Below are 13284 nucleotides of genomic sequence, written 5' to 3'. Positions count from 1 at the left end.
AATTTGCCTTGCGGAACTTTCCGGCTCTTGAGGCGGTCTATTTCCTGGATGCCGACAACCGTATTACTCCGACGTCAATCCGAGATATCCTAGACTTCATGAAGTCGGACGACAATGTCGACTGGATTTATCCCAACATCGACAAGTTCGGTATCGAATGGAATGGGAACTATACAACGCAATATTCGCGCCTTCTGCACCTGACCTTCGATAATATTTGCGAAGCCGGCAGTCTGGTATCTCGGCGAATGCTTGATGCCGGTATTCGTTTCGACGAGAGCATGAAGTCGGGATTTGAAGATTGGGACTTCTGGCTGCAGGCGATCGGTCAAGGCTTCCTTGGTGCCAATTATCCTTTCTTCGGGTTCGAGTATCGCCAGCGCGCCGAGAGCATGCTGCGGGATTCAAACCGGACGCGAGAAGGCATCCTGACGTATATTCGTCAAAAGCATAAGAAGCTCTTTGCTGCTGAAACCCTACTCGATTGGGAGCATCAGGAAGCCCCGCGATATGCCGCGATCGGGATGGGCGGTTATGCGGTTGATTTGTTTACCGATCCTACGGTCGAGCATACCAAATGCAGCCTGGAGGATTTCGTAACGCGGTTCTGGGCGGCTAGGGCTGAACCGGAGACCTTTGGCGTTCCACCCTTCCTGCTCTGGATGACGCCAGCCCACCGAGATGCCTTGACCAGACTCGGCCTCGTCCACAACCTGCTTTGGCTCGGTGAGAAGCTTTCTCAGGAGCATCACTTTGTTGCCATTCGTTTTGAGCGGAGTAGTTCAAAGATCGGGCTCGATATCCGCAAGATCAATGAATCTAGACCACTCGCCGATAAACCTTACGGCTGGATGTGTACATTCGATATCTTTTCGAACTGCGCTGAGGACACGTCCGATGAATGGGCGCGGACGCTGCACAAGTCCGTACCCTCTCCGAATGTGGTTGAGGTTGTCATCAGCGGACCCTTCACGGCGCGCGAGATGCAAAGCACTGCTCTATCACCCACGAACGCGCTGCTCGCGACATTGGGTGCACTTCGCGATTCCGGATACCGTTCACTATCGACGAATCGATGGATATGGCGGTCGGCCTATTTTCCAAGTCGCAGCCGGTATTTCGAGTTGTTGCGACACGCCGTCGGGGCAAAGCCGGTCATGCCGAGATTGCAGCAGGCATCGAACCAGCTTCGGGTCGGTTTCCTGCTCCCGATCGCGAGCTTCGGTGGGGTCGAAAAGGTCGCCTACGCCGTCGCTCGTGCGCTCAAGAACGCTGAATGCGAAGTCCACCTCTTCCTCCTCGGAAAGCCGGTTTATAATCGGGTTCCTGAAAATGACGGCGTGTTCAAGACGATCAATTTCCTCGCCGATGATTATCCCTTGTGGGGCGGCCCGCACCAGTTTGCCGGCCACGACTTGATGATGGGCCATGACGAAGCCGCAAGGGCTGAGCAGATCATGGGCTTCCTTGCCGGACTCGACGTCGTCATTAACAACCATGTCGCGCCGGTAAACGCTGTCCTTGGCGACCTGCGCCGCCGTGGCATCAAGGTGCTCAACTACGTTCATGTACTCGACAAGTCGAAAATGGGGCGAGATGCCGGACATCCGTATCTCTCGCTCGCCTTCGAGCACGTTTACGACACAATCCTGACGTGTTCCATCGACATGGCACAATGGCTCCACGCGATGGGTGTACCATCCGCAAAGCTGATGCATATCCAGAACGCTGCCAGCTACGCCTTAGCTCCGAAAGACCGAGACACCTTGCTGGCCGCTCGGCGCAGCAAACCAGGCGCGCTAAACGTCCTTTTCCTTGGCCGACTCGACGCGCAAAAAGGTATCGAACGTCTGTTCGCCTGCGTTCGCAGTTTGCAGCAACGTGCCGTGCCGGTCGAATGGAAGATCATCGGCAGCGACGTCATGGATTCGGGCGCTGGTGGTTCGTGGAAAGAGCGATTTGCGGAAATCGGCGTCCAGGTGGATATGCCTGTCTATTCCAGCCGCCATTTGAACAAGGCCTTTGCTTGGGCCGACGTGGTCGTGCTGCCATCACGATGGGAGGGCGCGCCATTGACCATTATCGAGGCGCAACGCCTCGGCTGCGTACCGGTCGCAACAGCGGTCGGCGCTGTCGACGAGCTGATTGAACATGGCGTTGACGGGCTCTTGATCCGATCGACTGAGGACAGCGTCATCATTAGCGAAATGACCGAGACGATCGCGGCATTGGCCGAAGATTCGGCTGCGCTCAGCCGCCTATCGGAAGCCGCGGCTGAGCGCGGTGCTTCGCTCAGTTGGGATCGAAGCGTTGAACCGCTGGTAGAGCAGTTGATGGCATGGTTTCCCGACCGTTTTTCCACCCGCTCGCCTGCCCCTGGCTTAAAGCTCGTCGAAGAAACAGAGGCGCCGGACCAACCCTGGGCAATCGAGCGTCTGTTGCGCGAGACCGTACCAGCCTGACGAAATTTGCGAAATAACGCCGCGGCAGGTGGCCGCTGGCGGATCAGCCAACATGAATAATTCGAGGGACTAACGATGCAGAGACTCTTTGTTCTTAACGGTGGTGCGGCGGTGAAGCCTGGAAACAAATCCGCCTACTTGAAGTTCGAGGACCCGCTTGCGGCCTTCAACAAAGGCGGCATCAATACAGGCGACGTTCTCGTCTACGACGCCACACTCAAAGCCCTTGCCTCCGACGAAATTCGCAATGTGCAGTTCTCGCATGCGGCTGATGACAAGCTCTGGCCGCAGGATGGCACGTACGACGCGACCGTCGTTCGCGGGTCAAATTATCTGACCGAAACCGTTGACCTCGGCCACGTCGTGCCTTTGCTCAAAAAACTGAAAGGTCCGGTCGTGGCGATCGGTGTTGGCGCCCAGGCCGGCAAGTACAAGAAGCTAAACGTTCCCAAAGGAACGGTCGAGGCTTGGAAAATCATTGCCGACAAGTGCGAAACAATTGGCGTGCGCGGATTCTATAGTGCGGAAATATTCAACGACCTCGGCATTAAAAATGTGCGCGCAATCGGTTGCCCGAGTTTTTACCGCTCATTGCGTCCGTCGATCACCATAAAATCAATTGATCCGGCGCAGGCTCGCATCGGGCTTACGCTCAACAAGTACCTTTCCGCAGATTACGCTAGCAATGCTACCAAGACAAATCGCATGCAGCGTGCATTGATCGACGCGGTTGCAAAGCGCCCATCAAGCAAGCTCTATTCGCAGGGTGAGCGCGAGGAAACGCTGGCAATTTTCTCCACTGGCAAGGAGAAGCAGGACAACATCAAGTCGATCCTGACCAAATTCAACCTGCTTGGCCATCAAGAAGCCGAGGAGATGCTCAACAACCGTATGAGCGCGTTCTTCGATATTGAGGAGTGGGCTGCTGATGCTGCGGCCAACGTCGATGTGATGGTCGGCTTCCGGCTGCATGGCAACGTCATTGCTCTGCATCAGGGAATTCCGGCAATCTTCTTTACCTATGATTCACGCATTCGTGAGCTGGCGTCATTGTTTGCAATCCCCTCGGTTGAGATCGAGGACTATTTGCCCATCAACCTTGAGAAGCTGCTCGAACGTGCTGATTTTTCGAAGGTCCAGCACATCTACAGGATCAATTATGCTGAGTACCATCGCTTCCTGACAGAAAACAAACTCAATCACGTCTTGCCGAAACCTGTCGCCGCACCGGCAGACAAGCCCCTTTCCAGCCCCAACCTGGTGCAGGTCCCACACAACGTGCAAGAAGCTGTGACTTGGTTCCGTAGCGAGATGGATTTCATGACCGGGGAAATTGAGACGCTGCGCAATCGCGCGTGGAGCCTTGAAACCACCTTGCGCAACCTCAATACCAAGCAGGAAGACCCAGCAAAGGTCGCCGTATGACTCAGGCCTTCCGGTTCAGTCGGCGCTCGTTTCTGGGACTTGTCGGTTTCGGGATAGCGTCGACTGCATTGCTCGCACGACCAGGCCTTGCACGTGCGCTTCGCTCCGATCTACCGGCTCCTCTAAAGGGCACTGATGGTCGATGGCAATTGTCGTTCAACGACGACTTCACCGAGGAGGCGGGTTTCAATCAACGCTGGCTCAAGGTGAATGACAGCGGCGGAGAGACCAAGTCTGTCCGCCTGCCCGGAAACGTCGACCTATCCGGTGGGGTGCTGTCGCTCAATCTCGGGAGTAACACCAACGATGCCACCAGAAAACGGCCGTTTACCGGTGGTTACGTCCGATCGCGTGATTTTCGCCAGTGCTATGGCTATTTCGAATGCGAGATGCGGATTGCTGACGAACCCGGTGTCAACAACGCATTCTGGCTCACGTCCGTTCCCGAGACGGAAGGCGATACACATTTTGAACTCGACGTCGTTGAAGCCAAATATCCGAATGTCGTTCAGGTCACAGCTCGGCGTTGGCGTCCCGATCGGGAGGTTTTATCGAGAACGTACCGACCGCGGGGCACACGACTAGCCGACGCTTACCATCGCTATGGCATGCTGTGGAACGAAAGCCAGTTCCAGTTTTTCTTTGACGACAGGACGATCTACGAAGTTCCGAACACTTTCGCCCACACGCCTGCGGTATTGCTATTTAGCAATGCTGTAGCCTCTTTCGCTGGCAAGGATGATGGTGATGTGAATGGGGCGGCAACCGCTATTCGCAACGTCCGGGTCTTTCAAAGTACGCAATAGCGAAACGTGCCGAATTGGAGGTGTTCATGAACGGGTCGCGGCCGGGACGGGATAGCGGGCGGAGCCTAGGCTCGGACGTTAGGGCAGCAACCGGAGGCACCGCATGAAGGGCATCATCCTTGCGGGCGGAACTGGCAGCAGGCTTTTCCCCGTCACCATCTCGATCTCGAAGCAATTGCTTCCCGTCCACGACAAGCCGATGATCTATTATCCGCTCGGCATCCTCATGCTGGCGGGAATCCGCGAAATCCTGGTGATCACCAGGTCGAGGGACAGGTGGCTTTTCGAGGAGCTGCTTGGTGACGGAAGCGTATTCGGGCTCTCGATCGCCTATGCGGAGCAGCCCGAGCCGAACGGGCTCGCGGAAGCCTTTGTCATCGGCCGCGATTTCATCGGAGACAGCGCCGTGGCGCTTATCCTCGGCGATAATATCTTCTATGGCGCGGGACTGCCCGAGATCTGCCGGGAGGCCGCGGCCCGCGAGAGCGGCGCCACGATCTTCGCCTATCGGGTCGACGACCCCCAGCGCTACGGCGTCGTCAGCTTCGACGGCCAGACCGGATTGGCCGAGACGATCGAGGAGAAGCCGGAACGGCCGAGGTCGAGCTGGGCTGTCACGGGCCTCTATTTCTACGAGAACAGCGTAGTCGACATCGCTGCCTCGATCAGGCCGTCGGCCCGCGGCGAACTGGAGATTACCGACGTCAACCGGGCCTATCTCGCCCGCGGCGACCTGCATGTCTGCCGCCTTGGCCGGGGTTTCGCCTGGCTCGACACCGGGACGCATGACAGCCTCCACGACGCCGCTTCGTTCGTGCGCACCATCGAGCACCGGCAGGGCGTCAAGATCATGTGCCCGGAAGAGATCGCCTTCGAGCTCGGCTATGTCTCGGCGGACCAGGTTCTCAAGCGGGCGGAACTGCTCGGAAAGAACGACTATGCGGCCTATCTGCGCCGCCGGATCCGGGAGCTCGCCGATGCTTGAGGTACGAGCGCTCGGCCTCGACGGCGTGCTGGAGATCGTGCCGCGCAGGTTCGCCGATGAGCGGGGCTTCTTTTCCGAAACCTATAATGCCGAGATATTGTCGGCCCACGGCATCGAGCTCGCCTTCGTGCAGGACAATCACTCCTATTCCGCCGAGGCCGGAACGCTGCGCGGCCTGCACTACCAGCTTCCGCCCCGCGCTCAGGCAAAGCTCGTCCGGGTCGTTCGCGGGCGCGTGTTCGATGTCGCAGTCGATATCTGCAGGGGCTCGCCGACATTCGCGCAATGGGTCGGGCTGGAACTCTCGGCTGAGAACTGGAACCAGATCCTCGTGCCGGTCGGCTTCGCCCACGGTTTCGTGACCCTCGAACCGGAGACGGAGGTCCTCTACAAGGTGAGCGAGCATTATTCGGCCGAGCATGACCGGGCTATCCGGTTCGACGATCCGCAAATCTGCGTGAACTGGCCTGTCCCCTCGGGTCGCTTGATTCTGTCTCCGAAGGATCGGAACGCGCCGCTGCTGGCCGATGCCATGCTTTCCGAGTTTCCGGGGTGAGGAGGCAGTGATGCGGGTCCTGGTCACGGGCGGTGCCGGCTTCATTGGCTCTGCGGTCTGCCGGCATCTGGTCGCAGGCGGGGCCGAGCGCGTCGTCAATGTCGACAAGCTCACCTATGCCGGCAATCTCGCCTCGCTGAGGCCGGTCGAAGGGCGAGCGACCTATGCCTTCCACCGGGTAGACATCTGCAACGAGCAGGCGCTTCTGGACATCATGCGCCGCGAGCGCGTCGAAGCGGTTATGCACCTGGCGGCTGAAAGCCATGTCGACCGATCGATCGAGGGACCGAACGTCTTTGCGGAAACGAATGTCGTCGGCACGGTCCGACTGCTCTCGGCGACGCTCAGCTACTGGTCCGAACTCGGATCCGAAGCGCGCGATCGCTTCCGCTTCCACCATGTGTCGACCGACGAGGTCTTCGGCGACCTCCCCCTCGACGATGGGGTGTTTTCTGAGGAGAGCGCCTACGCGCCCTCCTCTCCCTATGCAGCTTCGAAGGCGGCGGCCGATCATTTCGCACGGGTCTGGCACCAGACCTATGGTCTGCCGGTCGTGCTCTCCAACTGCTCCAACAATTACGGCCCGTATCACTTCCCCGAGAAGCTGATCCCGCTCGTCATCCTCAATGCCATCGAGGACAGGCCGCTGCCGCTTTACGGAACGGGTGCGAATGTTCGGGACTGGCTCCATGTGGAGGATCATGCACGCGCATTGGAGCTCGTGATGAGAAGAGGCAGGCCGGGAGAAAGCTATAATATTGGTGCCCGCGCGGAGCGCAGCAACCTGTCGGTGGTGACGAGCATCTGCGACCTCCTCGACAGCCGTCGGTCGCGCAAGGGGGGCGGGAGCCACAGGGATCTCATCGCCTTCGTTTCCGACCGGCCGGGCCACGACCGGCGCTATGCGATTGACCCCTCGAAGATCGAGCGGGAACTTGGCTGGAGACCCAGCCGGCCCTTCGAGGCAGGTCTGAGCGACACGATCAACTGGTACCTCGCCAATAGGTGGTGGTGGGAACCGCTCCGGCGGGAACGCTATTCCGGCGCTCGCCTCGGCGGCCGATATCAGAGCGCGTCGTGAGACTGGTGGTGACCGGCTGCATGGGGCAGCTCGCACTCAGCTTGGCCGAGCAGGCTTTCGGGCTGCCCGGTATCGAGGTGGTTTCGATCGGACGCCCGCATCTCGACCTGACGCGGCCCGGAACGATCTTTCCGGCGATCGAACGCAGCCGCCCCGACCTCGTCGTTTCAGCGGCCGCCTATACCGCCGTCGACGCGGCCGAGGACGACCCGGGCCTGGCCTTCGCGATCAATGCTGCCGGCGCCGGTGCCGTGGCCGAAGCGGCCGCCCGCCTGGGCGTGCCGGTCATCCATATCTCGACAGATTACGTCTTCGATGGCGCCAGGAAGGGCAGCTACGTGGAGAGCGATGCACCGGCGCCGCTGAGCGTCTACGGCGCCTCCAAACTCGCCGGCGAAGTGGCCGTGGCTGCGGCAAATCCCCGGCATGTCATCCTGCGCACGAGTTGGGTTTACAGCCCCTTCGGAACGAATTTCGTCAAGACCATACTGCGGCTCGCCGAGGACTGCGACGAGATCGCCATCGTATCGGACCAATACGGCAATCCGACCTCGGCGCTCGATATTGCGGAGGCGCTGCTCGACATCGCGGATTTTTTCGCCCAACCACGCCCCGGTGCCGCTTTCGGCCTCTACCACCTGGCAGGCACCGGCGCCGTCAACCGAGGCGATTTCGCCCGCCATGTTCTTGCGGTGAGCCGCGTTTATGGCGGACCGTGGGCGGATATTCGCAACGTCACGACGGCGGAGTTTCCGGCGAAAGCCCGGCGCCCTGCCAACGCGTCTCTCTCGACCGACAGCTTCACTAACGCATTCGGCCGGGCCTTGCCGGCCTGGCAGCAATCGGTCGAGGTGTCCGTCAGGCGGCTCGTCCGAGAGAATCGGATCAATCCAAGGTAAAGTCGAAGCGGTAGGTCGCGGAGACGCGACGACGAAATGGTTGCGGCTGCCGCGTTCTCGTACCAGGCTCGATTCTTCCGCAGGACCCATCAGGCGCTTGTATTCGGCGAACGCGCTGGTCTCGGATCTGTCGGTGGCCTTCCACGTCAACCACAAGAGGATTCGCCGCCTCATGCGCGACACGATCTGCGGCCGAAGATCAGGCGACGGTTCATCGCCACGACCGACAGCGATCACCACGGCCCGATCTTCCCGAACTTTGCGAAGGACATCAAAACGTGGATAAAAATCCGTACGGGATGTTCAGCGGCATCGCTTTGTTTTCTATACAAAATTTCTGCGGATTCCCTTGCGGCGCAAAGTTCTGAAACGTCCGGATCTGATATAAGGGGGATAAAACGAGGACACACGATGCCGATCTACGACCCCTGCGCACTTCTAAACCGACGCGACCCGGACCCCCATCTACGATCTGACGGGCGACCCCAAGCCGAAAAGTCCTCAGGAGATCATTCGAAAGATGGTCGATGCCGGCTTCCTTCTCGACCACCTCGAAGGCCGATTCGACATCACCAATCTCGGCGCTATCATGTTGGTGCGCGACGTCACCGCTTTCCCATCCATCGCCGGAAAAACTGTACGCATCGTGAAATATGTTGGGCGTGACAAGTCGCGTTCCGATTTCAAGCAAGAAGGCAAGCAATGCCACTCTCCGAGAGCGGTTTTCACTGGCCGCGGAAGAATATCAGGCTGTGTCCGCCGTCATCGCTGGATTCGATCCGGCGACCCAGCAATCAAGCTCGGCGGAACCGCTTGTATTCGGGTGGAACTGAAACGGTCAGCCCTGCCAGGGATCGACGATAACGACGCCGGTGCCTTCGAAGTCTCTGGTGTTTCGTGTCACAACGATCATGTCGTGAACCAGAGCCGTCGCCGCAATCAGCGCGTCGGCCTCATTACGCCGGTCCGGGATGTGCAGGTGCGCGCAACGTGTGGCAACCGCATCGTTAACCGGCAGAATACGGTCTACGAATTCCGGACGCACATAACTGTCGAGCCAAGAACGCAACCGGGCGCCTTGTGCGGCGTCTCGGCGCTGGATCCCGAGTACGCCCCGCTCCAGTTCGAGGATTGTGATGGCCGAAAGGAAGAAGCGCGATGCATCCTCCGCTCCGATCCATGCGACCACATTAGCATCGGCTTTGCCGTCACCGATTTTGCGCAGTTCGGAAACGACGTTGGTACCGAGCAGGTATCTCAAGACAAGTCCACTTCGCGCGGACTGATTTCAACGCGGTGCGGCTCGAAATCGATCCCCGAGAGGCCAGGCATGGCGAGTGCCTCGACAAGACTGCGGTGCTTGCCGGTCAAGCGCTCAAATTCATTGTAGGTCATGAGCACATGGGAAGGTTTGCCGCGATCCGTGATGATGACCGGACCGCTTTTTGCCGCCTTCTTGGCGCTGCTCACGTCGTGGTTCAGCTCTCGGCTGGAAAGGGTCGTAATGCCCACGACTCACCTCCATGTAGGTAGTTACCTACATATAGCATCAAAGAAGGAAATAACAAGCCGAACAGTCGGACGGCCCAGCGGGTGCATCAGGGTCAATGGAGGCTTCCGGCACTGGAGCGTTCCAGTCGATACATTATGCGATCTTAAAAACCTCTTCTTTGCGCCCAGTGGTCCTCACGATAAGTGGCGCGTCGAAAGAGGTGACCCACTATAGCAAATCAGCTAACCGTTCGAACATTCTCGGCTTTTGCTCCGACCAGGAGCCATGTCGTTATCTTGCCCTTGCCCTTAACATCGACAGGTCCCCGACATTCGAACTCGAATTGATGGCATAACTGCGTGTAGGTCTCAGGAGAAACTTGAATGCGGCCGGGCACGCCTGTGGTCTCCATACGCGATGCCACATTCACCGCATCGCCCCAGACATCATAAAAGAACTTCTTCACTCCCACGACGCCTGCGACAACCGTGCCGCTGGCTATGCCGATGCGAATCGACACGGCGCGCCCATGCGGATCATGCAATCGGCTGGCAGCATCGAGCATTTCGATTCCAAGACGAACCAGGGCAGCGGCGTTATCCGGCCGCGCCACGGGCATGCCGCTGACAACCATGTAGTTGTCGCCCGTGGTTTTGATCTTCTCCAGGCCATGGCGCTCAACCAGCTGATCAAAGACAGTGAAAACCTCGTTGAGAAATTCGACAAGTTGGACGGGCGAAGTTTGGCTGGCCTCGGCGGTGAACCCTGCCATGTCGGCGAAAAGTATCGAAGCGTCCTCGTGCTTGTCGGCAATCACCTGTGTGGCACCGCACCTCAGCCGATCTGCAATCGCTGCAGGCAGGACGTTCGTCAGCAATGACTCGGATCGCGCATATTCAAACTCTGCGATTTGCCTCGGATCGCGCGGCTTCCCGAACCGCATAGAACACGACGGCGAACACGATTGTCGTGGTGGCAGTCACAACCGCGATGAAGACGCCCAACATTTCTGTCTCGGATAGCAAACCGCTGTTGTGGGGAGCAAAGATTTCCAGAGCCAGGATGAATGCCAGGGAAAAAATTCCGACTATAAGTGGGGGTGCGATGGGTTCCACACCTAGAACTAACACCGCGCCCGCAGCAAATGCCAAATACTCCATTTGCATGCCGCTATCGGTACCGACCAAGAGGCAAACGACAAAAATTCCGGGGTAACTCACGAAGAGAAACGCGACAGCGCCAGCGTTCGGTCCAACGCGATGGAGAAGTGGAACGCCGAACAGAAGAACTGCAATGCCCGATGACGACCGTGCGGAGCTTGAAGTCCGTCAGATAGTGGGTCGCGAAACCTAACCAAACGAGGGCCGTGCCCCAACACGTGATATTGAGGACGCGAAGTCGTCTGGCAATGTTTCTCGGATAGAGTCCGGCGCCGTAGCCAAGAACGTCAAGCAGGCGCATTGGAATTGTCCGCAAAAAAAGGCCTCCAGCCCTGCGCCTGCACTTATGCGCCGAGCCGGCAAACGGTTCCATTCAGACATCAGTGCCGACAGCACCAGCGGATAGCATCGGCAGGGCTTATCGATGTGCGACTTCGGAGGCTGCCAACACCAATTCCTCGCGATTTGGTGGCTCAAACGTGTGGAGCCCGGGCTCCAGAACTTCAATGAAGCTCCAGCGTACGATGCCCTCCCGATCGATCAGGAACTGACCCACAAGCTGGGCCCGACCGGCCATCATCTGCTGATCAGCCTCGGTAATCTCATATCCTTCCTTCCTGTTCAGAAACTCATTCATGGCCATGACGTCCATCTGCTCCGGCAACTCGCCGGGCAAATGGAACCTTATCGCCGTGAGCTCGTCCACCCCGACTTCCTGCAAGCCGAAAGCTTGGTGCGAGGCCCTTACCGGGTCGGATGCAGCAAGAAGATCGGGCACAGGGTGGTAATGAAAATACAGTCGTGCGCGCTCGACGGGCGTATTGACGACCGCGAGGCATTCGACGCCTTTCGCACGCAGCGCCGGCTTAAGTTGCGCCATCACGGCAACATGGCGACGGCAGAACGGGCAATGCAGGCCGCGAAACAAGCCGATCAACGCTGGGCTACGGCCACGAAAGTCATCGAGCGCGATCTTGCCTTCGCGCGAGATCGCATCGAGCACGACATTTGGAGCTAGGTCGCCCGGCTGTAGCGGGCGGTTGGCACTGTTCTTGGACATAACAACCTCCTCGCCCATGCCAGTCAGGAAAGGCACTGCATCATATCACGACACACGGATCATGCGGGGAATTCACCCGATACGGCTCACCTCCAGCTTTCCGTTCTTACTATGCCGGCAGCCTGCAAACGGTTCCATCCAGAGCGCCCCATTACCCCAATTGGGTGGCGTCGCTAATCCTTGACTGCAACCTGTGCTGTGACACCCTGAGTCCCCTCGGTGGTACTGCGTAGGAGGACAGGCAGTGAAAATCAGAAGGGCGAAGAAGAAGCATCCCGAGATCAAGGCAGGTGGACCCGAACGCCTCACCGAGGAAGGTTTCAGCGCCATTGGGCGCGGCTCCCATGGCCTTGGCTTCTCGTATCGCGGGATGTGGGCTCACGAGGGGTGCCCGGGCACGTTCGAGGCGTGGCTCGTAAGCAAGGGCATCGTCTCGAGTGGTGGCTCACGGCATTAGCACGCTGAAAGTTTACTCCGATGACCTTCGATGACGACGTCGAGAAGGCGATCGCTGTCGCCTGCGAAGAACTTGAGATGACGCGGGACGAGCTGATCCGCCTTATCATTCGCGAGTGGATGGAGCAGTACGGCTTTCTGCCCTTCCACGAGCTGGACGAAGGTAGCGAGACAAAGGGGAATGCGTGAGAGATCACGCCACGAAGGGGCTCTCCTCGCCAAGACGCGCCGTCGTGGATACGCTCATCCGCGATATGCAGAAATTGATCGACTTTGACGCTGCAGTTTTGGCGAGTTGCGATATGGCATCATTCAAATTCCGGAATGTGCCGCTAAGCGGACTTCCGATGCGTTCGAAATGGATTTCCGTCGTCCACCCACTCGAGACGATCGGCACTTGCCCAAGCGACACGACGGCAAGTCGACTGCGAATCCCTCGCCTTGAGGGGATGCGAACCAAAGACCCCGTGGTTCCGCATTCGAACGGCACAAGCACATTTTAAGGAGCCTTTTCATCCTCCGACCGGTCCGCGACCGAGAGGACGACTTCTGTCTCACNGCGCGGGCCATAGGAGGAGCCCTTGCGGCCGCCGAACGGCACGTGGAAATCGACGCCGGCGGTCGGCAGGTTGACCATCACCATGCCGGCCTCGGCATTGCGCTTGAAATGCGTCGCATGCTTGAGGCTCGTCGTGGCGATGCCGGAGGAGAGCCCGAACGGCGTGTCGTTGGCAACGGCGAGCGCCTCGTCGTAATCCTTGACCCGGATGACGGCGGCGACCGGGCCGAAGATTTCCTCACGGGAAATCCGCATCGCATTTGTCGCCTCGGTGAAGAGCGCCGGCTGCAGGTAGAAGCCGGGCGTGTCGCGCGCAATGAGCTCGCCGCCGAAGGCGAGCCTG

15 protein-coding genes and 1 pseudogene are annotated in these 13284 nt (G+C 58.8%); 8 read left to right on the top strand and 8 right to left on the bottom strand.

Annotated features, from left to right (window positions below; all coding sequences use genetic code 11):
• Positions 1-8: 8 nt before the first annotated feature.
• The 7 genes from ATC00_RS30165 (at position 9) to rfbD (ending at position 8214) form a co-directional block, all read left to right on the top strand.
• Positions 9-2462, top strand: coding sequence for a glycosyltransferase (locus ATC00_RS30165; protein ID WP_072642900.1), 2454 nt, complete (start codon positions 9-11; stop codon positions 2460-2462).
• Positions 2463-2537: 75 nt separating this feature from the next.
• Entirely contained in the window at positions 2538-3887 is a 1350-nt protein-coding gene (locus ATC00_RS30160; protein ID WP_064255452.1) for a polysaccharide pyruvyl transferase family protein, read from the top strand.
• Between the two features lie 149 nt (positions 3888-4036).
• A complete protein-coding gene (locus tag ATC00_RS30155) occupies positions 4037-4693 on the top strand; it encodes a glycoside hydrolase family 16 protein (RefSeq protein WP_234782442.1) in 657 nt (218 codons plus the stop codon).
• 103 nt (positions 4694-4796) lie between these two features.
• Positions 4797-5678, top strand: a complete 882-nt coding sequence (gene rfbA / locus ATC00_RS30150; RefSeq protein ID WP_064255450.1) for a glucose-1-phosphate thymidylyltransferase RfbA — start codon at positions 4797-4799, stop codon at positions 5676-5678.
• A complete protein-coding gene (gene rfbC, locus ATC00_RS30145) occupies positions 5671-6234 on the top strand; it encodes a dTDP-4-dehydrorhamnose 3,5-epimerase (protein WP_064255449.1) in 564 nt (187 codons plus the stop codon). Before rfbA ends, rfbC begins: the two co-directional genes overlap by 8 nt.
• A gap of 10 nt (positions 6235-6244) precedes the next feature.
• Complete coding sequence (rfbB, locus tag ATC00_RS30140; RefSeq protein WP_064255448.1) at positions 6245-7315, top strand: dTDP-glucose 4,6-dehydratase; 1071 nt, start codon at positions 6245-6247, stop codon at positions 7313-7315.
• On the top strand, positions 7312-8214 hold the full coding sequence (rfbD, locus tag ATC00_RS30135) for a dTDP-4-dehydrorhamnose reductase (RefSeq protein ID WP_064255447.1): 903 nt from the start codon (positions 7312-7314) through the stop codon (positions 8212-8214). The genes rfbB and rfbD overlap by 4 nt, the downstream gene beginning before the upstream one ends.
• On the opposite strand, the pseudogene ATC00_RS33805 reads toward rfbD, so the two are convergent.
• The 7 genes and pseudogenes from ATC00_RS33805 to ATC00_RS30110 form a co-directional block, all read right to left on the bottom strand.
• A pseudogene (locus ATC00_RS33805) lies at positions 8201-8364 on the bottom strand (MipA/OmpV family protein); the annotation flags it as partial. The gene rfbD and the pseudogene ATC00_RS33805 overlap by 14 nt on opposite strands.
• A 121-nt stretch (positions 8365-8485) precedes the next feature.
• Positions 8486-8917, bottom strand: coding sequence for a hypothetical protein (locus ATC00_RS33160; protein WP_064255446.1), 432 nt, complete (start codon positions 8915-8917; stop codon positions 8486-8488).
• Between the two features lie 135 nt (positions 8918-9052).
• Positions 9053-9475 (bottom strand): type II toxin-antitoxin system VapC family toxin, encoded by a 423-nt coding sequence (locus ATC00_RS30125; RefSeq protein ID WP_064255445.1) that lies wholly within the window; start codon positions 9473-9475, stop codon positions 9053-9055.
• Positions 9472-9726 (bottom strand): type II toxin-antitoxin system Phd/YefM family antitoxin, encoded by a 255-nt coding sequence (locus ATC00_RS30120; RefSeq protein ID WP_037388408.1) that lies wholly within the window; start codon positions 9724-9726, stop codon positions 9472-9474. The genes ATC00_RS30125 and ATC00_RS30120 overlap by 4 nt, the downstream gene beginning before the upstream one ends.
• Positions 9727-9944: 218 nt before the next feature.
• Positions 9945-10583 (bottom strand): adenylate/guanylate cyclase domain-containing protein, encoded by a 639-nt coding sequence (locus ATC00_RS33800; RefSeq protein WP_234782441.1) that lies wholly within the window; start codon positions 10581-10583, stop codon positions 9945-9947.
• A gap of 19 nt (positions 10584-10602) precedes the next feature.
• Positions 10603-10989 (bottom strand): hypothetical protein, encoded by a 387-nt coding sequence (locus ATC00_RS33795; protein WP_327291455.1) that lies wholly within the window; start codon positions 10987-10989, stop codon positions 10603-10605.
• Positions 10990-11284: 295 nt separating this feature from the next.
• Positions 11285-11926, bottom strand: coding sequence for a peroxiredoxin-like family protein (locus ATC00_RS30110; protein WP_064255444.1), 642 nt, complete (start codon positions 11924-11926; stop codon positions 11285-11287).
• A 477-nt stretch (positions 11927-12403) separates the two neighbouring features.
• Between ATC00_RS30110 and ATC00_RS33125 the strand changes: the two genes are divergently transcribed.
• Positions 12404-12571: a hypothetical protein gene (locus tag ATC00_RS33125; protein ID WP_082912631.1), complete on the top strand. Its 168-nt coding sequence runs from the start codon at positions 12404-12406 to the stop codon at positions 12569-12571.
• A 370-nt stretch (positions 12572-12941) separates the two neighbouring features.
• Here ATC00_RS33125 and ATC00_RS30100 read toward each other — a convergent pair.
• The coding region (locus ATC00_RS30100) for an aldehyde dehydrogenase family protein (protein ID WP_153045303.1) at positions 12942-13284 on the bottom strand (343 nt) is incomplete at both ends.

The sequence above is a fragment of the Sinorhizobium americanum genome, from assembly GCF_001651855.1.
Classification (GTDB): domain Bacteria; phylum Pseudomonadota; class Alphaproteobacteria; order Rhizobiales; family Rhizobiaceae; genus Sinorhizobium; species Sinorhizobium americanum.
This window is presented reverse-complemented; position numbering and strand designations above follow the sequence as displayed.

Coding starts and splice junctions, on each gene's coding strand:
- ATC00_RS30160 (WP_064255452.1), top strand. CDS start 2,538: ATGCAGAGACTCTTTGTTCTTAACGGTGGTGCGGCGGTGAAGCCTGGA.
- rfbA (WP_064255450.1), top strand. CDS start 4,797: ATGAAGGGCATCATCCTTGCGGGCGGAACTGGCAGCAGGCTTTTCCCC.
- rfbC (WP_064255449.1), top strand. CDS start 5,671: ATGCTTGAGGTACGAGCGCTCGGCCTCGACGGCGTGCTGGAGATCGTG.
- rfbB (WP_064255448.1), top strand. CDS start 6,245: ATGCGGGTCCTGGTCACGGGCGGTGCCGGCTTCATTGGCTCTGCGGTC.
- ATC00_RS30110 (WP_064255444.1), bottom strand. CDS start 11,926: ATGTCCAAGAACAGTGCCAACCGCCCGCTACAGCCGGGCGACCTAGCT.
- ATC00_RS33125 (WP_082912631.1), top strand. CDS start 12,404: ATGACCTTCGATGACGACGTCGAGAAGGCGATCGCTGTCGCCTGCGAA.